Here is a 25,875-nt window from a genome sequence, read left to right as displayed (position 1 = left end):
TTGAAGAAGGATAATTTCGAAGCGGATTTGCTGTATAAAATACAAAAGGGCGAGCTTGCGCCGGAGACCGCACTGCGGATGTTGAAGGCGCATAAGAGCGGAACGGGCAGCTCGATGCTCTATTTTACGAACCGTTGGGTTAGCTCCGATCTGCCGGATAACGGCTCCGAGATGGCTGGCAGCCGCGCCCTTCTTTTCATCGAAGGTGGACAATGGAGCGAAGCGCTTGGCAGCCATTTTGCTACAGGGCTACAGGCAGCCAGCGGGCTGGAAGTGACGATCGTCAGGCCGGGCAAAGCGTATGAGTGTCTTAAGGACGGGTCGATTACGATCCGTCCGGACCATAGTGAAGATTACCGCCGATTGGCTGCTGAGGTTGATGATATTCGCGCTGCCATTCATTGCTGGTCAGCCGCAGGCTTTGATGGAGATCCCGTTCATGTAAAACGAGGGGTGGAGCAAGGGTTCTATTCCATGTTCCGATTGGTCCAAGCTTTGATGAAAGAGAAGCGGGGCGAGCAGGTGAGGCTGCTTTATGCTTATACGGGACAATCCGAGTTAACAGAGCCCCACAATGCTGCTGTAGCCGGGCTGCTGAAGACGGTACAGCTAGAAAACCCTGATTATGCAGTTAAAAGCGTATATGTTTCTATGGATATGATAGCTAGCGATGCGCATGGCGTATCCCTTCGGCTGCAGCAGGAATTAGCGGCAATGCCGGGGGATGGCGACGAGGTGCGATATTCGGGCGGCAACCGTTATGTCCGGAAGCTGGCCGAGTATGAAGCCGATGTGTTATCACAAAATAAGCCGCCATCCTTTAATGATGGCGGCGTTTATTTGTTAACAGGGGGAATTGGCGGGTTAGGGCAAATTTTTGCCCGGTATGCAGCGGGGAAACAAGCTGTTCGCCTCGTGCTTTCCGGCCGTTCGCCGCTTGATGCGGACAAGGAGAAGTTTCTTGGCGAGCTTCGCAGCTTAGGAGCGGAAGCTGCCTATGTGGCGGCAGACCTGTCGCAAGCGAAGGATGCGAGAAAGCTGGTCGCGTACGCGAAGGAGCGATGGGGCAAAATTGACGGTGTGATACACAGTGCAGGAGCGATTCGCGACGCGTTTATTTATACGAAACCGGAGAAGGACATGGAAGCTGTACTGTCTCCGAAAGTGTATGGTTCGTTGGAGCTTGTCGATGCCTTGCAAGGGGAAACGCTCGATTTCTTGGTTCTGTTCGCATCTATGTCAGGCGTTGTAGGGAATATCGGGCAATGTGATTATGCATATGCTAACCGTTTCTTAGATGCGCTGGCTGAACGGCTGGCCGAGGACAAGCGGTTTGGCAAAGTAGTGTCGATAGACTGGCCGCTATGGGGCGAAGGCGGCATGCATGTAAGCGATGAAATCGCCGCTTCGTTGGAAAAGAAGTTCGGCAGCGTGCCCCTGAGCACGGATAACGGCCTTAAGGCGTTTGAGTTCAGCCTCGCAGCAGGCGCTTCCCAGCTGCTTGCCGTTGAAGGAAACGCATCGCGTATCCGCCAAGCGCTTGGGGAAGCCGCAGCAGTTTCAACGCCAACGGAGCGTAAGGAAGCAGAGGGGCAATCGATGAAGGGGGCAGCTACTGGCGGCAACATTCAGGCTGCATCCTCGGCTGGCTTGGACCTTAGGAAAGAAGCGGAAAATCTTGTGAAGCAGCTGTTATCCGAGGAAACGAAGGTGCCGGCTAACCGCATTCGTTCGGATGAGATGTTTGAGAATTATGGCATCGACTCCGTTATGGTGCTTAAACTAAACGACAAGCTGGCGAGCCGGTTTGGCGAGCTGTCCAAAACGTTGCTGTTTGAATATCAGAGCGTCTCGGAATTATCGGGTTATTTGGCCAAAAGGCATTCGGATGTGCTGCAACAAATGGCGGAGGACCGAGCTTCTGCTAGTTCTGCCCCGGCTGAACCGAAGCGGGCGGAAGCCGCGCAGGCTGTGAAGCCTAGCGCCGGCCTTAGCAGGGAGAGGCACAATGCCTCGGCCAGCCGTGCTTCGCGGTTTATTGCGCGGCAGGAAGGGAAGGAACGGCCGGCTTCGGTCGCCGATTCGATTGCAGCAGCAGTGCCAGGACCAAGAACGGAAGCAACGCCTACCACACAAGCAACGGCAAAGCCAACGCCAACCGCAACAGCAACAGCAGCATCATCATCAGAATCCCGCCAGCAAGCCCATCCTCATGAGGATGTTGCCATCATCGGCCTTAGCGGCCGTTATCCGGGCGGCAGTTCGCTCGAATTGTTTTGGCAGACGCTTCGGGACGGTGTGGATTGCGTACGGGAGATACCAAGGGAACGCTGGCATTATGAAGATTATTATGATCCGGACCGCACGAATAAAGGCAAAGTTTATAGCAAATGGGGCGGCTTCATCGATGGCGTTGATCGATTCGATCCGCTCTTTTTTAATATATCGCCGCGTGACGCAGAGACAATGGACCCGCAGGAGAGGCTGTTTTTAGAAACAGCATGGAAAACCGTCGAGGATGCGGGGTATACGAGAAAAGGGTTGGACAAGGAGCGAGTTGGCGTTTACGTCGGAGCGATGTGGGGCCACTATCAGCTGTTCCAGCCATTGGATGCGGATAGCGGCGCAGGCAGAAGGCCGATTACGTCGTTTAGCTCGATTGCCAATCGTGTTTCCTACGTGTTTAATTTCGATGGCCCGAGCCTAGCGCTGGATACGATGTGTTCATCGTCGCTGACTGCTATTCATCTGGCTTGCGAAAGCATTCGCAGCAACGAATGCAGCATGGCCATTGCCGGCGGCGTTAACTTGACGATCCATCCGGATAAGTACGCCGTTTTGAGCCAAGGGCAGTTTTTGTCTGAAGACGGACGGTGCCGCAGTTTCGGCCAAGGCGGAAGCGGCTACGTTCCAGGTGAAGGGGTAGGCGCGGTGCTGTTAAAACCAGTGTCACGCGCTATCGCTGACGGGGACTATATCTATGGCGTCATTAAAGGCAGCACGGTTAATCACGGGGGCAAGACGAACGGCTATTCCGTCCCTAACCCGAATGCGCAGGAGAAGCTAATTGCCGAAGCTTTCGCTAAGGCGAACATCGACCCAAGGTCGATCTCTTACATCGAAGCGCATGGAACAGGCACCGCCCTTGGCGACCCGATTGAAATAACAGGGCTTTCGAAAGCGTTTGGTGACCAGCATAGCGAGCAACAATACTGCGCCATCGGTTCGGTCAAGTCCAATATTGGCCATCTCGAATCGGCGGCTGGAATTGCAGGGCTAACGAAGGTTCTGCTTCAAATGAAGCATGGCAGCCTCGTGCCCTCCCTTCACGCGGACACGCTTAATCCGAATATTGATTTTACCCGCACGCCGTTTTACGTTCAGCGGCAGCTTGCGGATTGGCAACGTCCCGTTATCCGGGAGAATGGGCAGGAGACGCCCTATCCGAGGCGAGCAGGCATTAGCTCATTTGGGGCCGGCGGCTCCAATGCGCATCTCATCATAGAAGAGTATATTGGTCCCGCAGCTTCTGCGGGTGAACAACACGCCCAAACCGAATCGCCTCAACTAATCGTCCTGTCAGCGAGGACCAGCGAGCGGCTTAAAGCGTATGCCCGCGAGCTTGCCGCTGCGTTGAACCGCCCAAATGAACTGGTAGCGCAGGAAGCGCTCGTTCTTGGGAACGAGCGTTTCGAGGATGCTTTGCGAACCATTGCCGCAGGGCTGCTTCAGGTGGAAGAGAAAGAGATAGATTTTGCTGATGAGTTCCAAGCCTACGGCTTTGATGCGGTGCATTATTACGGGCTCGTTGAACAAGTGAACAACCAATTCGCAATCGGCATGCCAGCCAACGCTTATGCCAAGGATGAAACACTCGAATCATTCGCGGCAACGGCTAGGCAACTCTTACAGGCGCCAGGGAAGCAAGGCCAAAGTTTGTCGAGCGGGCAAGCCGGCCGTTTCGGCAGCACGCAATTGCCTAATCTAGCATACACGCTTCAAGTCGGGCGGGAGCAGATGGAGGAGCGCTTTGCCGCTATCGTCCACAACATAGAACAATTGCAAGAAAAGTTGCATGCATTTGCCGATGGAGCCGAAGAACAGCCGGAAACGTATGTGGGCAGCGCCAAGACAGACAGTTTGTTTGCTGAGTTGTTTGATGATCGGGAAGAACGCATTCGTTTCCAAGAAGAATTGATTCGCAGCGGCAGGCTGGACAAGCTTGCCCGTCTGTGGACGTCGGGAATGGATATCCACTGGGATTTGCTGCATGCAGGGCGTGTCCATCAACGGCTGCCTTTGCCTGCCTACCCGTTCCAAGGGGCTTCCTATTGGGTATCCCATGCGTTGGGCGAAAATAGGGCGTTTGCCAATGGAGGCAAGCACGGCATTGGTAACGGCAACGGCGACAGCAATGGCGGCGAATCGCTTCTGCAACAGATCGATGCACGCCGCAGCGTGGAAACCGGCAATGTCGTATTTGGCGTTTCGCTTGAACGGGCGTTAAAGCTTATGCAAGAACACCTCGTTCAAGGCATGCCGGTGCTGCCGGGAGCGGCCGGCTTGGAGTTAGTACATGAAGCGTCATCCCGGTTGGATGGCGGCAGTCCCTACACAATTTCAGGCGTGGTTTGGCGACAGCCAATTGCCAATTTGCATGAGGGTGCACCATTGGAACTAGCCGTAGTCCGGGAAGGGGATTCGCTGTTATTCCAGATTCGCCAAGGGGGGCAATCCCCGGATGAAGTGTGCGTGAGCGGCAATCTGGAGATTAGAAAAAACGTGATTGGCGAGGAACGATCGCTTCCGATTGGGCAGATCATGGCCCGTGCCGAACAGCAGTTGGGCAAGCAAGCGATATACGAACGGTTTGAGCAAATCGGGGTGAGCTACGGGCCACGGTATCAGGCGCTTGAGCAGCTATGGTTCAATCGCAATGAAGCGCTTGGCCTTTTGCAGGCAGGGGACGGCAACCGTTCCTACGGGCTATATTCAGCCATTCTCGATGGCGCTTTCCAAGCGGTGTCCGGCATCGCAATAGGGATGGAAGACCCTGGGCTTAGCAATGCTAGCCGGCCAATGTTGCCGTTCCGCCTGGAACAGCTTATGATCATTCGGCCGCTCCCAAGCAAGGCATATGTCCATGTTACCCGCGTGGGAGACGGCAGGTACAATCTTCTCATCGCAGATGAGAGCGGATTGATTTGTGCGCAGATGAAGGAGTTGTATTTACGGGCGGATAAAGGGCAAGGAAGAGCAAACGGACACATCGGGGACATGCTGTTCGCTCCAATGTGGGAGCCGATGAACGATGTTGAAGAGCTAACAAACGGATTAGCGGCAGAAGGGGCAGCCTCCGCTGGAGCCGTTGCTATCGTTTATGCCGAGCATAGCGGGGCACTCGAAAAACGGTTATCCGAGCTTTATCAAGGGGAAAAGGTGATTCGCATCCGGCTTGGACAGGAGACCAAGCGGCTATCTGAAGGGGAATGGGAGCTTGACGTTCGCGATGCAACCGCCCCTGCTGTCTGTATCAACCAGCTCGGTGCAATTCGCCGTCTCTATTTCCTTGGAGGCGTTGATGTTCGCCGTTCTGATCGGCCAGAGCTTGTGCGATTGCAGGAAAGCGAGCAAACGGGCGCATTGTCGTTGCTTCGGTTGGTGAAGGGGATGAAACAATGCGGCCTTAGCGGCGATAAGCTGGAGCTTACAATCGTAACGAGCGATGCGCAGCAAATTGGATATGAAGATTCGGCCGTTCCGTATTACGCCGGCTTGGCGGGGCTTGCCGCGACCATTGCCGCGGAGTTCAGGCTATGGTCCGTCGTATGTACGGATATCCGTGGACGGGAGCTTGAGGAGAACGGCGGACAGATCGCACGCAAGCTAGTCAGCCTAAGGGCATTGAAGGAATGGAGAACGACAGCAATACGCGAAAGCCAGCTTTGGGCCAGAACGGTCCGGCCGATCGATCTTCCGCCTGCCCCTCACGTTCCATTACGGGAACAGGGCGTTTATGCCATTGTAGGCGGGGCTGGCGGCATCGGGTCGGAATTAGCCCGTTATTTGACGCGAATGGCCAGAGCCACCGTTGTATTGATTGGGCGCAGCCCGCTCGACGCTGCCAAGCGAGCCCAGCTTGCTAGGTTGGCGGAAGATGGTGCTGGGCGAGTAGAATACGTGCAAGGCGACGTGACGGATGAAGGAAGCTTGCAAGCGGCGGCGGGCATCATTAAGGAACGGTTTGGCGCTGTAAACGGCGTATTCCATTCCGCAATCGTGCTGAAGGATGGCCTACTGCATGCGATGGATGAGCGTGATTTCTTGGAGGTGCTTCGGATCAAATCCCGAGGCAGCCTTGTGCTGGATGCAACGTTCGGGCGCGAACCGCTCGATTTCATGATGTTCTTCTCCTCGGGCCGATCGCTTATCCAACAGGCCGGGCAAGGCAATTATGCAGCAGCCTGCACGTTTAAGGACGGGTACGCCAATTACATGGACAAATCCCGCCCATTTCCTGTGAAAACGATCAATTGGGGCTACTGGGGCAGCATCGGGATCGTCGCAAATGAATTTTACAATGAAAAATTAGCGAAACAGGGCATTTTATCGATTCAGCCTGAAGAAGGCATGGAGATGATTGCCCGCATTCTTGCACATCCGATTCGCCAAGCTATGCCGCTAAAAGCAACGCGCGATGCATTACAGCGAGCGGGCATTCTGCTTGGCCGCAAAGCCGAGTGGTATCCCGAGGAGCGGCCTTCTGTCCTGGCTCACGTGCTGGAAGCGACCCATACGCCATTGCCGGAAGAGCAGCAGCTGGCGAGGACGGAAGCCTTTTATCGCGAAATCGAACGCTACGGCCATCTGAAAGTGATGAACATGCTGCGCCAAGCCGGGGTGATGGCCGAGGGTGAACGGTATAGCCAGCAGCAATTGCGAGATCGATTGCGTGTCATCCCTGCCTATTACCGTTTATTCGAAACATTGCTTGGCATGTTAGAGCGCGCATCATTCATTCATATGGATAGGGATGCCCTATCGGCGGTTAGCCCGAATGGTTATTCGTTTGATGATCATGAAATAGAAAATACGGCTATGCGTATCGCGGCCTTAACGGAATCGCAGCCTGAATTGAAACCGCATTTTGAATTGCTGGAGGCGTGCTTAGGCCAGATTAAGAGCATTCTGTCTGGCGAGAGAAAAGCGACGGAAGTGCTTTTCCCTGGCGGTTCGACGGAGCTTGTGCAACCGGTTTATGAAGGGGATTGTATCGTTCGGTATTGCAACGAATTGGCTGCGGATGTGATCAAAAACTATGTAGCCGCGGCCAGTGCATCCGGCTCAATATCGGGTCTTGCCAACAAGCCGAAGCAGGTGACCGTACTTGAGATTGGGGCAGGTACCGGAGCGACAAGCCGCCGCGTGCTTGAAGCGATCAAGGAGTACGGTGCAAGCATCCGCTATCTATACACCGACATTTCGCCGGGGTTCGTTCGGCAAGGGCGGGAACTGCTCGGATCGGCGTATCCATTCGCTGAATTTGAGGTGCTCAATATCGAAGAGGCTGACGGCCGCCATGCCGGAAGTGTCGATTTGATCATCGCAACCAACGTGCTTCACGCGACTCGAAATATTAACCATACCATTCGCCAGGCAAAGCGGCTGCTTCGGGCAAATGGGTTGATCGTCATCAATGAATTGACGCAGGTCCATGATTTTACAACGCTGACGTTCGGTTTGACCGAGGGCTGGTGGGCGTTCACTGACGACGAGGGGCGGATGGCTGGTTCACCGCTGCTTGGTGCAGATAACTGGATTCAGGCGCTCAAAATGAACGGGTTCCGCCATTCGTGCAGCGGTGGCCGATTGTCTGGACCGGCAGGCCATGCGATGCAATCCGTTATCGTTGGCGAAAGCGACGGAGCGGTGCAAGTGGGCGTTCAAGCAGAACAGCCGAAGCCAAGCGAAAGCAAGGCTAAGGGAAGCGGGCATGAAGCAGCAGGCCGGCGCTTAGCGGGGGCAACGCCTGACAAGGCAGCAGCTGCTGGGCAAAATGTAGCAACGATTGCCGGTGCTGATGCGAAGTTATCGGCCACAGGCATGAAGGAATGGATCGAGACGTATCTGTGCGCCATATTCGCCGATATTTTGAGAATGGACACCGATATGCTCGATAAAGACAAGCATTATGAAGCTTACGGCATCGATTCGATTGTCGTTCTTGATATTAGCCGGCAGTTGGAGAAGGATTTTGGCAGCTTGCCTGCGACATTGCTGTTCGAGCATTTGACGATAGCGAAGCTTGCCGGATACTTTATTGCGGATCACGGGGAGCGCGTGCGCCAGTTAATGAATGAAAGAAACGGTTCGAATACCGCCGTTGAGCGCATGGCTTCGAACGATCCTGAGCCAGCAGGAGCTATGGATTCACCAACGGCAGAGCAGGCATCAGCAGACACAGCGCCTTCAGATTCAATCGATACGATCGTCGACCAGCTATCGGAAGCGGATATCGATAAGCTGCTCGAACAATTGTTAAGTGTGAAATAGCGATAAATAGCGGACAACCGAGTTAGGTGGATCGCTTCGGAATGAAGAACAGGAGGGACCTATGGTTAACAATAGCTTGGGCGAAATGGGCATAGCACAAAAGAAAATGCTGCTAAAGCAGATACTGGGCAAAGCGGCCAATATCCCATCCGGCGTCCTCGTTCAAGATATCGCGATTATTGGGATCAGCGGCCATTATCCGATGTCGGACGGGCTGGAGCAATTATGGGACAACTTAAAGCGCGGCGCCAGCTGCATTAGCGAAGTGCCAGAAGAACGGTGGAAAGCTAGCGATTATTTTGATCCAAGCCGTGAGGATAAAGAGAAAGCATATACGCGTTGGGGCGGCTTTATTGATGATCATGATAAGTTTGACGCACGGCTGTTTCGCATTTCTCCTAAAGATGCTGAGGCGATGGATCCACAGGAGCGGCTGCTGCTGCAGACGGTATGGGAAACGTTCGAGGACGCTTGCTATAGCCGTAACAATATAAGGAAGATTGCTGAGAATACGGGCGTATTCATGGGGGCAATGAACAGCGATTATGAATTTATTGCAGGGGAGGCATGGGCAGCCAGCGGCAAAGCGGCTGCCCATAGCTCGTTTTGGTCGCTTGCCAATCGAATCTCGTATTTCTTTGACCTGAAAGGGCCGAGCATGACCGTTGATACGGCATGCTCTTCTTCGTTAACTGCCATTCATTTGGCATGCGAAAGCTTGCGGAAGGGCGAGTGTGAAGCGGCAATCGCCGGGGGCGTTAACCTAATTCTGCACCCTGCCCATTATGTGCGTTTGTGCAAAATGGAGATGCTGTCAAGCGGTGACCGTTGCAGCGCGTTCGGCGGCGAGGCTGACGGCTTCGTTGATGGCGAAGGTGTCGGCGCCGTGCTGCTGAAGCCGCTAGAGCAGGCGATTAAGGATGGCGACCGAATCCATGGCGTCATTAAGGGCTCGTTTATTAATGCTAGCGGCAAAACGAGCGGTTACACCGTGCCGAACCCGAGTGCGCAGCGGAAGCTGGTCGCGGCATCGCTAGAAAAAGCAGGGGTGCATCCCCGCACGATCAGCTATGTAGAAGCACACGGAACTGGAACCGTTCTGGGAGACCCAATAGAGATTAGCGCGTTGACGGGAGCCTACAGGGCAGACACGGATGAACGGGGCTACTGTGCAATCGGGTCGATTAAGTCGAATATTGGGCACTTGGAGTCGGCGGCTGGCATAGCGGGCTTGGCGAAAGTGCTGCTTCAGATGAAGCACGGCAAGCTCGTGCCCTCGATACATGCCGAGCGGCTGAATTCCAAAATTGCCTTCGAAGATTCGCCATTCTACGTCCAGCAGGAGCTACAGGATTGGTTGCCTGCTGAGGTGCAAATTGATGGGGAAACCAAGGTTTATCCGCTGCGGGCAGGCATTAGCTCCTTCGGGGCGGGCGGCGCCAACGCGCATATTATTGTAGAGCATTATGAAAGAGCACGTTCAACGGAGGGCTCGCATCAGGGCGAAGGGCCGCATCTGTTTGTTATGTCTGCGCAGAACACAGAGCGGCTGAAGGCGTATACATCAGATTTGTCCCGCTATTTGGACCGCCATCCTGAACTGAATATGAGGGATGCCGCTTATTGTTTGCAAATCGGCCGTGAGCTGATGGATGAGCGGCTTGCAATATTGGCATTCGATGTGGTTGATTTGGTGCAAAAATTAGATCGGTATGGCAAGGGGGAAACGGCAGCATCCGACATCTGGAGCGGCCATGCAAAGCAAGGAAAGGCGGCCATGGAAGCGGCTATGGTGGAGGCTTGCTTGCAGCAACGCCTTTTGCCGCAATTGGCGCAGGCTTGGGTGGACGGCGCATTCATCAATTGGGAAGCGCTCTATGACAGCCGGCCGGCGAAGGTCGATATGCCGTTTTATTCGTTTGGGAAAGAGCGGTATTGGGTGCAGTACGAGCGTCCGGCAATTGCGCCTAACGGCCGGGATGAAGAGAGTGGCATTTATTATTATTCGCCAGTGCTAATTCCGTCACCGTTAAATCGAGCACAGCAGCAGGCAGAAACGTTCAAGCGTGCCCTATTGTTCGGAGGCAATGAAGCTGCGGCCAAACGGCTGGAGGAACGGCTGCAATGTAGCGTGGTTCAGGCTCACTTCGGTGATCGATTCGCCCAAACAGGCAATCGTAAATTCACGATAGCTCTTGCGGAAGAGGGAGTGTGCGAGCGGCTATTCGAGTCGTTACAAGCAACCGGGCCGCTGCCGGATGCGATTATTTATTTGTCGGACAGCCCGGGTTTAACTGCCATGGAAGAAATGATGAACGTGCTTCGTATCGTACAGGCGGGATGCTGCATCGCTGGCTCTTCGTTGAAGCGGTTTTTGTATGCGTACGAGACGGGTTCGGATTCCGCTGTTTGGAAGCAGTCGCTTGCCGCATGCTCCAATTCGTTGAAGCTGCTTGTGCCGCAAATGGCGTATTCGGCTATCAGGCTTAGTGATCGTGAAGGCGGCATTAGCGGGGAAGCCGCAATGGACATGCTGTCGGATGAATTGCTTAGCCGTGCTGCGGCAGCAGACGGCGATGTGGAATATGGCGCAGGCAAACGATCAGTTCGCCGGCTGCAGCAACTGGCATTGGGCTCACCTGCCAAGGCGAAGCCAATCCGATCAGGCGGCGTTTGCCTGATCGCCGGAGGGATGGGCGCCCTTGCCGTTATATTCGCTCGCCATATGGCAGAGAGCGGTGCAGACGTTTATTTGATCGGGCGATCTGCGCCAGATAGCGGCCGGTTGCTGCAATTAAACGACCAGCTTGCCAGAGGCAGCGGGAATATTCGCTACATAAGCGCGGATATAACGGACTTGCAAGCGATGTTGCGTGCAGTGCAGCAAGTGAACGGGCAAAGCGGGCCCATTACAAGCGTAATCTGTGCAGCGGGCACGGTTGGAGAAGGGCACTTGCTTAATCGGGATGCGCACCAAATGGCAGCAACTTTGCCAGCCAAAATTAACGGAACGGCTGTCCTTGATGAGGCGACGCGCTCGCAGCCGCTAGAGCTGTTTATGCTGTGCTCCTCCATCTCGTCGATGATCGGCGATTTTGGCCAGTGTGACTATGCGGTCTCTAATCGCTTCTTGGATGTATATGCGGGTTATCGGGAAGAGCTTCGGGAGCGGGGGGAACGTAACGGGCGGACGGTAGCAATTGGATGGCCGCTTTGGGAACAAGGCGGGATGCACCTGAATAAAGGGGCGGAGCAGCTTTATTTGCAAAGCTCGGGCATGAGGCCGATCGGTGAGAAGGAAGGGATCGCTGCGCTGGAGCGGGTTCTTAGCGGGATTGCCCACGAACCTGTTGTCATGGTGTTTGCTGGCGAGAAAGCGCGCATTGAAGGAATTACCGGCTTATCCGCACGCTACACATTGCCGGATGGGAATGAAGATAAGGCTGAGGATACGGGCGGCTGGAAGGGGCAATTGGATGCTGATCTGCGCGGGATGGCTGCTGCCATTATCGGGTATCGGCCGGAGCGGCTTGCATCGGACCAGAGCTTGGGCGAGTACGGATTTGATTCCATTGGCCTGCGCCAGCTAACGGAAAGCATGAATAAAGCGTTCGGCATTGAGCTGAATCCTACTGTATTTTTTGCGCATAGCACAATCAGCGCACTGTGTGGCTTTCTCTTGGAAGATTATCGAGAACAGGTGAAGGCGCGATATGCTCCGGCAGTGGATCAGGCTGCGATTAGCTGGCCTGCTTCTGCTTCTGGTCTGGACCGGGAGATGGACCAGCCGATTCAAGCACAAGCTGCGCATGCAGTTGGCCATGGGACTGAGCAACGCCAGCTCCGTAAGGAGCCTGTCGCGATCGTCGGCATGGCGGGCATCATGCCGGGGTCGGATGATTTGGAAACGTTCTGGCGCCATTTGGAGGACGGGACGGAGCTTGTCACAGAAGTTCCGGCCGAACGGTGGGATTGGCGTCCGATTTATGGCGACCCTCTGCAGGACACGCGCAAGACGAACTCCAAATGGGGAGCTTTTATCCCGGATGCAGATAAATTCGACGCGCCATTTTTCCAAATCCCACCGATTGAAGCTCGCATGATGGACCCGCAGCAACGGTTGTTCCTGCAGTCGGCATGGTCCGCCATCGAGCATGCGGGGTACAATCCGCGGCAATTCCATGAACGCCGGACGGGAGTGTACGCGGGAGCGCAATTTAACGACTATAGCCGATTGGCCGAGCATGCCGAAGGGGCAGCAGCGCAAGCGGCTACCGGCAATGCGCTTTCAATGATCGCTAACCGCGTTTCCTATATGCTGCAATTGAACGGGCCTAGCGTAACGATTGATACGGCATGCTCCAGCAGCCTTGTAGCTGTGCATCAAGCCGTTCGCGCCATTCAGGGCGGGGAATGCGAGCAAGCGATCGCCGGCGGCGTTAGCTTGATGCTGACGCCGGATACGATGGTCGGAGCCTCGCAATTGGGCGTGCTTTCCCATGAGGGCAAATGCAAAACCTTCGATAAGGATGCGAACGGCTATGTAAAAGGGGAAGGGATCGGCGTTATTGTGCTCAAACTGCTCAGCCAAGCGGAAGCGGATGGCGACACCGTCTACGCGGTGATCAAAGGCGGAGCTGTCAACCATGGCGGGCGTGCGCAAACGCTGACGTCCCCGAATTCGAAAGCGCAGGCGGCCCTATTAGCGGAAAGCTTCAAGGAAGCGGGTTTTGCGCCGGATACGATCTCATATCTGGAGCTGCATGGCACCGGAACAGCGCTTGGGGACCCTGTTGAAGTAGACGGCATTAAGCAGGCGTTCCGTATGATGGGCAATGGCGGAACATCCCAGAGGGACCCCGGCTATTGTTCGCTTGGAACTGTAAAAACGAACATAGGCCATTTGGAGCCGGCTTCGGGAATTGCCGGCTTATTGAAGGTCGTACTGGCGATGCGCCATGGCAAAATTCCGGGCGTTCGCCATTTGCGCCAGTTAAACCCGTTATTGCAGCTGGATCATACGCCGTTTGCCATCGAGACGGAGACCGTTCCGTGGGAGCAACTGCTCGATTCTAGCGGCAAACCGATTCCGCGGCGCGCAGGCGTTAGCTCATTCGGGTTTGGCGGTGCGAATGCGCATATAGCGTTGGAGGAGCATAGCGACAATCGCGGGCAAACAGCGGATGGCGATGATCATCTGCCGCCGCTGCCAATTCTGATTGTGCTTTCTGCACCTACGCGTGAGCGGCTGCTTGCACAGGCAGCGCGTTTGCTGGAGGCTATTCGTGCGGGCCAGTTGCGAAATTCTGATTTGCCATCGGCAGCCTACACGCTCCAGATAGGCCGGGAGGCTTGGCAGGAGCGGATGGGCTGTATCGTCACGTCCATTGAGGAGCTGGAGGCGAGGTTGGCTGCATATGCCGATGGGCATGAAGCTGCACAAGAGTGGCATCAGGGCAATGTGGAACGGGATAGGGCAGCGCTTGAAGCTTTGGGCGAAGGCGAGGATCTGGCACAAGTGGCCGCTCGCTGGATAGTGAAAGGCGAATATGGCAAGCTGCTCGATAGTTGGGCTAAAGGGCTGCCTGTCGATTGGAATACGCTCTATGCGGGAACGAAGAAACCTCGCCGAATCGCGCTTCCCGCTTACGCTTTTGCCAAGCATCGTTACTGGGTTCCATCGGTGGCAACGGCAGTTAGTACGGCGCAGGCACGCCAAGGGGCTGCATCATTAGCGGTGGAAGCAGATGAATCGGCGTCCCGGCTTCATCCGCTATTGCATGAAAATATTTCGGATTTGTCGGGCATTCGCTTCCGTTCGCGGTTCACTGGCGAAGAGCGTTTCTTGTCCGACCATGTGGTGAATGGGCAACGGATTTTGCCGGGGGCGGTTTGTCTCGAATTGGCGCGTGAAGCGGCGCTGCGCGCGTATGGGCAAGAGAGCAGCCATGCGATCAGGCTGCTGCATGTGGCTTGGCTGCGGCCGGCAATGGCAGGCCGCCAAGGCTTGCAGGTCGAGATTGTGCTAAGAGACAGTGCAAACGGGCGGCTTCAGTTCGATCTGTATGGCGGCGAACCCGAGGCAAGCGGCTTTGAGCTGCTTTGCACCGGGACTGCTGTGCGAACGGATGGCAGCGATCGTACGTGCGATCAGGCTGACATGGATCGGCTGCTTCGAGAGCATGCGGGCGAGACGGTTAGCGCACAGCAGTTTTATGAACGCTTTGAGGCGGCGGGCACTACATTTGGCCCTGCCCATCGGGCGGTGGAACGGGTTCACTTAGGCAGTGAATCCGCCCTTGCGAAGCTGAAGCTTCCGACGGCTGTTTCTAACGATGCTGGCTGTTGGCTTCACCCAAGCATGCTGGATGGCGCGATGCAAGCGGCAAGCGTTCTCATGCGCAGCCATGCAGGCGGTGGAGCGAGCTTGGCTATCGGTCTTGATCGGCTCGACGTGTTCACAAGCACGGGGGCGGAGATGTGGGTGGTTGTAAACCGCCGGACAGCTTTGGCGGCGAGCGCTGTGCAGTCGTTTGATATTGAACTACGTGACCGGCGCGGCAATTTATGCGTGTTCCTGTCTGGTTTTGCATCCAAAACAGCGGGGCAGCCAAGTCCTATCGCATCCGGGGAAGAGAACGGCCCGCCAATTGGCGATGTATTAATGGCGCCAGTATGGGATGCGGTCCGGTTTGCGGACATTTCGGGCGATCCTTCCTTGAGCGAAACAGAGCGGGTGCTCGTCATTGCTTCGGAAGACCGGCGCACCGGCCCATTCACTTCGCGTTATCCGCATGCCGCCAAGCTTGTGCTGCATGAGGAAACGGTGGAGGAAATCGCCGCTAAGCTGAACCGCCTAGGGGATTTGGGCCATATCGTATGGATAGCCGGGAATAGCGAGGGAACTGCGGACGGCAATGACGAAGCGATCATGGATCGCCAAAAGAACGGCATCTTGCAATTATTCCGCGTAATTCAGTCTGTAGCCAAAGCAGGCTATGGCTCCCGTAAGCTCGGTTGGACGATTGTTACGGAGCAATGCCGCTCGATCGGGCAAGGGGACGTTGCTGACCCGGCGCACGCTTCCGTGCATGGATTGATTGGCTCGGCCGCCAAGGAATATCCGGGTTGGGAGATCCGCCTTATCGATGTGGAAGCGGCGGTTGCTTGGCCAATGGAAGAGATGCTCCGGCTGAAGGCTGATCCGCGAGGGGAGCCTTACGTCTGGCGTAATGGGCAGTGGCACCGGCAACGGCTTGCCCTCATTGCGGACAGCGGCGCTCTCATGAATGGGCAAGCGCCATTATATAAGCAGGGCGGCGTGTATCTTGTCATCGGCGGTGCTGGCACAATCGGTGAAGCGTGGTCGAGCTATATGATTCGCACCTACGGCGCGACAATCATATGGATCGGGCGCAGGCCATTGGATGCGGCTGTTGAGCAGAAAATAAGCAGATTGGCGAAGCTTGGCCCTGCCCCAATCTATGTAGAGGCTGACGCTTCGGAGCCGGGCAGGCTGGAAGCCGTGCGCAACGAAGTGACCGGGCGGTTCGGGCGACTGAACGGCGTCGTTCACGCTGCGGCGCATATTACAGCCGGGGATATATTGGAGCTGCAAGAGGAGGCATACGGCGCGCTTCTGCAATCGAAGCTGGAAGTCAGCGTTCGCATGAAGCAAGCTTTCGGGCAAGCGCCGCTTGATTTTATATTATTTTTCTCATCGATCAACTCGTTCTTGCAGGCACGGAAGCAAAGCGTTTATGCTGCCGGTTGCCTCATTAGTGATGAATACGCGGCATGGCTAGCGGCAACAATGCCGTGTGCGGTGAAGGTTATCCACTGGGGTTACTGGAACATGCCAGAGAACAGCGAGAATGCGGATACGTTCCGGTATTGGTGTGAGCAGAACGGCATCGGCTGCATTGAACCAGCTGAAGGCATGAAAGCGCTGGAGATGCTGATGGCCGGTCCGCTGGACCGGATCGCTTTTATGAAAACGACGAAAATCGCAGGCTATGAAGGGCTGGTGCCGCTTAAAGGCGAAGCGCTAAGGGTCTATTCGGGCGAAACGAAGCTGGACATCGAGCAGGTCAAGCGCCGCATTCGCATGCCGTTAGAGAAAAGCAACGGGCTGATGGGGCCGATGCTGGATATCGATGAACATCTATGCCGCCTGCTGCTCGTACAGTTGGGCGGGATGAACGCATTCGAGGCTGGAACAGCAGAGGCGTTTTTGTCCGGCTTGCCGGAAGTGCAGCGCAAGCTGTATGCGAGCTGGCATGAGGAGACGCTTAGCATTTTGGCGCGGCATGGCAAGCTGTTGTTCGATGGCACGCAATACCGATTGCCAGAAGCGGCGGAGCTGCTAGATTATGCTTCGGCTTGGGAGCAATGGGAGGCACGCAAGAAAGTGTGGCTTCAGGATGAACGGCAAGCTTCCAAATTGCGGCTAGTTGAAGTGATGCTGAAGGCTTTGCCGCCTATTCTTAACGGGGAACGGCCGGCGACGGAGTATATGTTCCCGAACGGTACGCTGGAATTGGTCGAAAGCGTCTATAAGCATACGCCGGTAGCGGAGTATTTTAATGAGGTCGCTTCCGATGCCGTCGTTGCTTACGTGGAAGAGAGAAGGGCGCATGACCCAGGGGCGCGCATCCGGTTGCTGGAGATCGGCGCGGGAACAGGCGGCACGAGCAGCAAAATGTTCGCGAAGCTTGCACCGTTCCGTGAAAATATAGGGGAGTATGCGTATACCGATATTTCCAGAGCGTTTTTGCTGCACGCAAAGAAAACTTACGGGGAGCAAGCGCCTTATTTGGCATGCAAGCTGTTAAATATCGATGAACCTTTAGAAGGACAGAACATTGATTTGGGACAATACGATGTTGTGATCGCTACGAACGTGCTGCATGCCACTCGCAACATCCGAACGACGGTGCGCCATGCGAAGGCATTAATGCGGGCGAACGGCATGTTTGTCATTAATGAGCTGACGGATAAATCGCTGTTTACGCATTTGACATTCGGGCTCTTGGAAGGCTGGTGGCTGTATGAGGATGCGGAGCTGCGCATACCAAACTGCCCGGGGCTGTACTTGGAAGGCTGGGAGCAATTGTTGAAGGAAGAAGGCTTTGCTTCGGCCTTCGCCCCAGCGTATGCGGACCGGGAAGTGGGGCAGCAGGTCATCGTCTCTGCAAGTGATGGCATCGTTAGGCTCGAAGGCAGCTTTACGGCCGACAGGCTGGTTATGAGTAAGGGAGATGAGCGTCATGGCGAGCCGGAAAGGGTGTTGGCTGTCGAGCCGGTGGAAACGCAGCAGCAGCATGCCGGATTGGCGAATCAGCCAGCGCCGCGCAGAATGGCAACAGGGGCTGGTGACGGCGAAATGATGGAATTTGTACGCAGCATTATTAAATCGAAGCTATCGGAAGCAGTGGACACCGATATTGCAGCGATTTCGAACGATATGCCGTTTGCGGAATTCGGCGTAGACTCCATTCTCGGCATTCATTTGGTCCAAACGATCAATCGAGCGCTTGGCACGGATTTATCGACAACGAGCATTTTTGATTTTAGCACGATTAACAAACTGGCTGCCCATTTGGTGGCATCCTACAAGCCGGCGATCATGGAACGGATGCCGCGCTCGATGCCAGAGCAGGAGGCGGGTCCGAGGGCTGGACAGCAAGTGGTACCGGCGACCGGCCGCTCCCATTCGGCAGAGGCGCAGGCACGGCAGGCACAGCAGGAACAGCCAGAGCAACTAGCGCCGTCATATGGCCAAAGCATGCCCGCACAGCCGAGCTGCACCGGCATTGCGGTCATCGGCATGTCCGGCCAATTCCCTGATGCGGCGAATATCGATGCGTTCTGGGAAAATCTGTGCAGCGGGCACGATGCCGTTCGCGAGCTGCCTTCGCAATATTTGGACCAGCAGAAGCTGTTTAGCAGCAAGCGGACGCCGGGCAAAACATATTGCAAATGGGGAGGCGTGCTAGAGGAGCGGGACTGCTTCGATCCGCTGTTCTTCAACATTTCGCCGCGTGAGGCAGCATCGATGAATCCGCATCAACGGCTTATTTTGCAAGAGAGCTGGAAGGCGTTAGAGAACGCAGGGTATAACCCGAAAACGTTAGCGGGCACGAATACGTCCATGTTCATCGGCGCAGAACCGACTGGTTACTTCAATGAAACCTTTACTGGTTTTTCAGACGCCATCGTCGCCTCGCGCCTGTCTTATTATTTGAATTTGAATGGGCCGGCCGTGGTCATTAATACGGGCTGCTCTTCCTCGGGCGTCGCGCTGCATATGGCATGCGAAAGCTTGCGCAGCGGGGAATCCTCGATAGCGGTTGCGGGCGGAGCCGCTGCTTATTTGAACGGCTCAACCTTAGCGACGTTATCGGAGATTGAGATGCTATCGCCAACGGGCAAGTGCCATACGTTCGATACGGCGGCTGACGGGACGGTTCTGTCCGAAGGCGTTGGCATCGTTATTTTGAAAAGGCTGGAAGAGGCGATTCAGGATGGCGATCCAATCTGGGGCGTCATTAAAGCTTCGGGCATTAACCAAGACGGCGCAAGCAATGGCATTACCGCGCCGAGCGGTGCAGCGCAAGAGCGGCTGCTTACGGATGTGTACCGCAAGTACAGCATCAATCCCGCGGACATTACGTATGTAGAGGCACATGGCACTGGCACGAAGCTTGGCGATCCGATTGAGACGAATGCATTGGTGAGAACGTTCAAGGCATTTACGGACAAACAGCAATATTGCGCAATTGGCACAGCCAAGCCATATATAGGGCACACGGGAGCTGCGGCAGGCGTGATAGGGCTTATGAAGGTGCTGCTCTCTATGCGCCATCGCATGATTCCGGGCCTCATTCATTATGAGAAGCTTAATCCGTTCATTGAATTAGCGGGCTCGCCGTTCTATTTGAATACGGAAACGATGGCGTGGAAAGGGAATGATGGCAAGCCGCTCATGGCAACGGTCAACTCCTTCGGCCATAGCGGCACGAATGCCCATCTGGTTGTGCAGGAACATATCCCGGCTGTCCCTTCCGTTTCACGAATGGGCCATACACCACAATCGGGACCGATCCTGATTCCGCTTTCGGCGAAAAACAAGGACAGGCTGCTCGAATATGCGGCAAGCCTGCTTGCTTATGTCCAGAAGCCGTATGGAAGAGAAAGCATTAGCGCACTTGGCGGCAGCCACAATTCGAGCCAACAGGACGCAGCCGTGCACAAACAATTGGACCAAGCGGAATTGGTTAATATGCTGGCCCGAATTTTACAAGTCGATCCGTCCGTCATTGATCCGAATGAGGCTTTCCATGAATATGGGGTAGAGCAGTTGCATCTGATGCAGCTGCAACAGCGAGTTTGGGAGGAAGCGGGTGCCGAATTGCCGGCAGAGCTGCTTTCTAGCTACGGATCGCTCGCCGCCATCGCCCAAGCCGGGCCATCGCAGGCAGCGGGCAATAAGGGCAATGGCATAGCAACCAACGGGCAGCTTACGGCTGATGGCTTGCACAATATCGGTTATACGCTGCAAACCGGAAGGGAAGCGATGGAGGAAAGAGTGATCTTCCTCGTAAACGATCCAGCGGATTTAATAACGAAGCTGGAGGCGTTTTTGCACAATCGCAATATCGACGGCTGCTGGCGCAGCAAAACAAAAGAAGATAACGATATGGTGCGGCTATTCGATTCCGACGAAGAGCTGCAAGATGTGATCGCCCAATGGTTGGCGAAGGGCCAGTGGGAAAAAATCGCGAAGCTATGGGCGAACCGGGTGCACATTGAGTGGGAGCTATTCTATGGCAACGATCGTCCTGTGAAATTGCATCTTCCTGCTTATCCGTTCGCGAAGGAGCGATACGGGCTGGCAGGGCCTGATGAACGCCGAATGCCGGAACAGCTTGCTGCTTTCCAAGAGCAGGTGCCACTGCCGGTTCTTCATCCGCTCGTTCAGCGGAACGTATCGGATTTAACGGAACAGAAATATGAGTCGCGCTTTACGGGGGAGGAGTTTTTCCTCGCGGATCATGTCATTCGCAATCAGCGGGTGTTGCCTGGGGCAGCGCAGCTAGAAATGTTCCGTGCGGCTGTCGAGCTGGCGGCTGGCGCGATGAAAGGCGAAAGCGCTCATCTCCAGCTGAGGCAAATTGTATGGGCGCGGCCTGTTACGGTAGAGGCTGGTCCGGTGGAATTGGCTGTTGGCTTGCAAGCAAATAGCGAAGGCGCAATTGAGCTGGAGCTTCGCTCAGCAGGCCAGCCGCGTGGGAAGGGTGCGGCTTATAGCCATGGGTTGGCGGCATATGTTGATGCTGGTACGATGCCGCCCGTCGCCTTGGATTCGTTAAGCGCAAACTGCAACGCAGCGCTCGATGCGCAGCAATGCCAAGAAGCGTTTGGCGCGATGGGCATTCATTATGGCCCGTCGTTCCGGGGGTTGGAGAATGTGTTGATCGGCACGGGCTATGTGCTGGCCAAGCTTTCTCTGCCGATGATGGATCACTCGCATCATCACACCGCCCTTCATCCGGGCATGCTCGATTCCGCTTTGCAAGCAGCTATTGGGCTCGTCCTCGCAGGCCATTCCGATGGGCAAGCGAGCAAGCCGATGCTGCCGTTTGCGCTTGAGCAGCTGGATGTTTACGCTCCGCTTGTTTCAAGCATGTGGGCTTATGTGCGATACAGCGGGCACACAAAGGCAAATAGCGCGATACAAAAGCTGGATATCGATTTATGTGATGAACAGGGCTGTGTGCATGTACGGCTTCAAGGGTTCACGGTTCGCATGCTTGACGGCCAGCCAGCGCTGGCTGATGGGCCTGGCGCAATGGTTGGGTCCGCTGGACCCGCTGATAGTGGGACAATTCTGATCAAGCCGACATGGCAGCTGTTGCCGCAGGCAGCAAGCGGCCATGTTGGCAAGAAGGCAGCGGAAGGCCGGCGCAGGCTTATGTTGATTGGGTTTACGCCATCGGTAAGCGCACAGCTGGAGAAGCTTTTGAAAGGCTCAATTGCATTATCGTTGCCTGAACGGAAGGAAAAGCTGGCTGACCAATTCCACCGCGCATCGGCTGCCGTGTTCGAACAGGTTCGGGAAGCATTAATGGACAAGAGCGCTGCGCCTCCGATTGTACAGATCGTAGCTGCAAGCCGTGAGGATGCTTGCCACTATGCGGGGCTTGCGGCAATGCTGAAGACCGCTAGGCTGGAAAATCCGAAACTAAACGCACAGCTGATCGAGACGGATTCCGAGGAAGCGGATACGGTAATGCGTATATTGGAACGCCATTTGGACGACGGCAACTTGCATATTCGTTATCGGGGCGAAACGGCGCATACGCCGGGCTGGAGCGAGCTGGTTGAACAGCCGGACCCTGCAGCCGAGCTTTGGAAAGACGGCGGGGTTTATTTAATCACCGGAGGCAACGGGGGCTTAGGCCTGCTATTCGCCGAAGAGATTGCCCGCACGGCGAAGCATGCGACGATTGTATTGGCAGGCCGCTCCGCGCTAAAAGCGGAGAAGCAAGCGCTCATTGATTCAATGCGGTCGGCTGGCGCGGACGTGTGGTATGAGCAGGCGGACATCACGAGCTGGGATGGCGTGTCCGGTTTGGTTGACGCCATTGTATCCCGCTCCGGCCGATTGGACGGCATTTTGCATTGTGCAGGCATTATACGGGACCAATACATCATTAAAAAAGAGGTGGAACAGTTCAAGGAAGTGCTTGCCCCTAAAGTGAAGGGCACGGCTTATTTGGATGAAAAGACAAAGCGGCTCAAGCTTGACTTCTTCCTTCTGTTCTCATCGGGCTCCGCTGCGTTCGGCAATGCCGGACAGGCGGATTATTCAACGGCCAACGCATTTATGGATGCCTTCTCCGCTTGCCGCAACCAATGGGCAGCCGAAGGCAGACGGTTCGGCCGGACATTATCGGTCAACTGGCCGTTATGGGCAGACGGCGGCATGCAAGTCGGCAGCGCTATGGAAGGCGACATGCTGGACCGTCTAGGCATGCAAGCGATGTCTGTGCCATCGGGCATGGCCGCTTTGCGTGAAGCGTATGCTTCGGGCTGTGATCAGGTTGCGGTCGTGGCCGGGAACAAGGCGAAAATAAGGCGCAACCTTGCTATTGCAAACGGGGAGCTGCTTTCCGCCAGCGGCGAGGCATCCGCATCAGCGCCTACACCTGCACCTGCTCTTGTCGTCCATTCGACGCCAAGCACAGAGGCGGAACCAGCAGCAACAGAGCAGGCGAATGAAGCTGATGTGCGCGCTGCCATTATGGCTTATCTCAGAAAGCTGCTTAGCGGAACGCTCGGTTTGCAAGCTGGCCAAATGGAGGATGATCGCCCGCTTGAGCAATATGGATTAGATTCAGTGATGGTGCTTGACGTAAACAATAAGCTGGAAAGCCATGTGCCGAACTTGCCAAAAACATTGTTCTTCGAGTACAGCACACTCGTTGAACTAGCCGATTATTTCTTGCGCGAGCATCGCAATGCCCTCGGCAAGCTACTTGGCGATTCGATAGCAAAGCCAGCTCGTGTATCGTCGGCTCCTGTTCCAGCAGCTGCAATCCCAGTTGCGAACACGGACGATAACGGCGAGCCTCAAATACTGGCCATGCAACGGAGATTCGTAACGAATGCTGCCGAGGCCCGGCCGAGTGCGCAATCGATGATTGAAGGGGAGGCGGCACAGCTAGCGCCAACGGTCACGCGAACAGAAGCAGCGCCCGTAGCTGCGCTTGCAGAAGCTCAGCCTGTGCATGCGGCAATGGTCCAGCCTCTTCCATCCGCAGTTACGCAGGCCGAGCCGGCCGCCCAGCGAATGACGATTGATGATTGGGTTGCAAGCGGCGCTGCGGCGCTGGTACAAGAGGGCGAAGCCCATATGGCTTCCCTATCGGCAGCCGGCGTCGCCGAGGAGCCGCCAACGGCAGAGGGCATTAGCGAAGCCGGTCGCCATCCGCAAGCGCAGCAGAGTGGCTCGATGCTAGTTCATGAGGCAGAGCTGGAACGCGATGCCGAAGCGGCCAGCACCATAGCGAAGCTTGATGAAGCCCATCCCCCTGTCGGGTATGAACGCATTCTATATCCGCATTACTTCATCTCGGCGAATCGGGATCGATATGTGAAAGTTACAGTAAATGAGGAAACGCGACTTATCATTCCTTTTATGCCGGTAGAACAGCCGATCTATGAGGAATTGGCAACCTATTGCAGCCAAACGGGTTATCAACTGTTAATGGTAGATTTTCGCCGGGATTGGGTCGATCCGGCCGCTATGCGGCAAGTTCCGCTAGGCGTCTGGCAAAATCTGGACATTAATTCGTTTACATTATCAGGGAACAAAATGAGGAAGCTTCGGTATCTGGTCGATAAATTCAGAAAAGCGGGCCATGCGGCCGTTGAGGAATACGACCGTTCCAAGCCGCTTCCACTGGGCGAGATGAAACGGCTGATGCTGCGATGGGGCGAAAGCAAGAACAATATTATTCGCCATTCGCTTCTCTGTATGGAAGACTTGCTGGAGCGAAGGCTGCCGGAAGACTATCGCGCTTTCCTCACCTATCTAGATGGCCAATTGTGCTCGGTTATCGTTGTGGAGCGAACGAGCGAAGGGGCTTATCTGATGGATCAGGAGTTTTATGATCCGAAGACGGCACCGCTTGGGCATATGGAATATGCGATAACAGAAATTATGCAAATGCTGAAACAAGAAAATGCGAAGCAGTTTTCTCTCGGCTTGACCTGGTACCCATTCGCCTTCGAGGATGTGCCGGGCAGCGACGCGGAAGCTTGGCAATGGCTGCAGGAGCAGAACGAGAAGAAGACGCTGCTGGGCCGGATTTTTAGCCAAGGGCAGACCAATTACCAATTTAAGAAAAAGTTCGGCGAAATCGGCGAGCCGATTATGGCGTATATGCCGCGAACCGCGCCGCCAACATTGCTGCTGCAGTATTGGCCGGTATTTTATCAAAATTCGATCACGGCTGTTGAGCTAAGAAGGGCAATGGAGCACATGCCTTCCTGCGGGGCAGCGGATCATGCCGGTAACGCGCCATGGCATGCTGGATTGGCGGCCGAGGATCGGGAAGAGCTGCTTAATGGCCCGATTAGGCTTGAGCATCTCGACTACAATGCTAACCCGCTTGACCTCATGACTGACTCATGGGGCATCGTCCGCTCGCATGCAGTGCGCCAAAGGATGGATGAGCTGCAAGGAAGCAAGATGGAGGCAGGGCTAGAACCTATTCGCGCGCTGTTCCCGTTCAAGCATTTAATTGTAACGACAGAGGGCAAAACGGCGGAATCGTTGTTCTATCAGGCGTTCGGCAGCACGAACAAGAAAATCGTTTCGACGATTCCATGGACGACGACACTCATGCATCAATTAAACAATGGATTTGATGTCATCGAGCTGCCGCATGAATCCCTTCGTACGATGGATGGGGCCGAGGCGTTCAAAGGGGAATTCGATCTGGCGCTGCTGGAGGAGTCGCTTCGCGGCAATTCCGATATCGCGATGGCAGGCCTGGAGCTTTTAAGCAATGCAAGCGGCGGGGGGCTAGTCCGGTTGAGCCACATTCGTGAAGCCAAGCAACTGTTGCAGCGGCATAACATTCCGCTCGTTATTGATGCTTCACGCGCGGTTCGCAATGCGATGCTGCTTCAGCGGTTTGAACCAGGCTGTGCGAAGCTGGGCGTGTGGGACATTTTTGCCCAGACGATGGCACAGGCCGACCATGTCGTTACGAGCCTTACGAAGGATTATGCCGTGCCTTTCGGAGGGCTGGTCGCTACGAATGATGATGAGCTGGCAAACCGCATCGTGCAGTTGCGTTCTGCGCAAGGCTTTACTTTGTCGGAGCAATCCGAACGAATGGTGTTATGCGGATTAGCTGATCAAGTGACAATGGAGAAGCTCGTCCGGCAGCAGCTCGATTTCACTGGGCGAGTAGGCGATATGCTCAAACGCATGAATATCGGATGCATTCAGCCTGTAGCTGGCCATGCGGTTGTAATTGACAGCGAAGCTATTATTCCGGGAGAATTTACAACGCTGGAACGGAAAGAAAAGCTGCTGCGGCTCCTATTTGCAAAGACGGGCATTCGTGGAGGCATCCATCAAGTCGGAAAGCAGCGCAATACGATGCTGAACCGCTGCATTCGATTGGCATTCCCGCTTGGGCTGTCAGCCGCTGATGAGCAGTTGATCATTAGCGCGCTGGAGCCAATGCTGCATGGCCTGCTGCTCACCAATGATCTCGTGCATTCATGAATGTAATTCTA

At 55.2% G+C, this 25,875-nt stretch carries 1 protein-coding gene and 1 pseudogene; both read left to right on the top strand.

All coding sequences use genetic code 11. The annotated features are described in order from the left end of the window. Nucleotides 1-8,304 (top strand): annotated as a pseudogene (locus GON22_RS26725) (SDR family NAD(P)-dependent oxidoreductase); the annotation flags it as partial. 310 nt (nt 8,305-8,614) lie between these two features. After that, nucleotides 8,615-25,864, top strand: a complete 17,250-nt coding sequence (locus GON22_RS09355) for an SDR family NAD(P)-dependent oxidoreductase (protein ID WP_160395839.1) — start codon at nt 8,615-8,617, stop codon at nt 25,862-25,864. Nucleotides 25,865-25,875 lie beyond the last annotated feature (11 nt).

The organism is Paenibacillus sp. MMS18-CY102 (assembly GCF_009789195.1).
GTDB lineage: Bacteria > Bacillota > Bacilli > Paenibacillales > Paenibacillaceae > Paenibacillus_T.
The sequence above is the reverse complement of the archived record's forward strand: the minus strand, read 5'-3'. Positions and strand labels throughout refer to the sequence as shown.

Bases quoted from the DNA above. Each gene is read 5' to 3' on its own strand.
- GON22_RS09355 (WP_160395839.1), top strand. From the start codon at position 8,615: ATGGTTAACAATAGCTTGGGCGAAATGGGCATAGCACAAAAGAAAATG.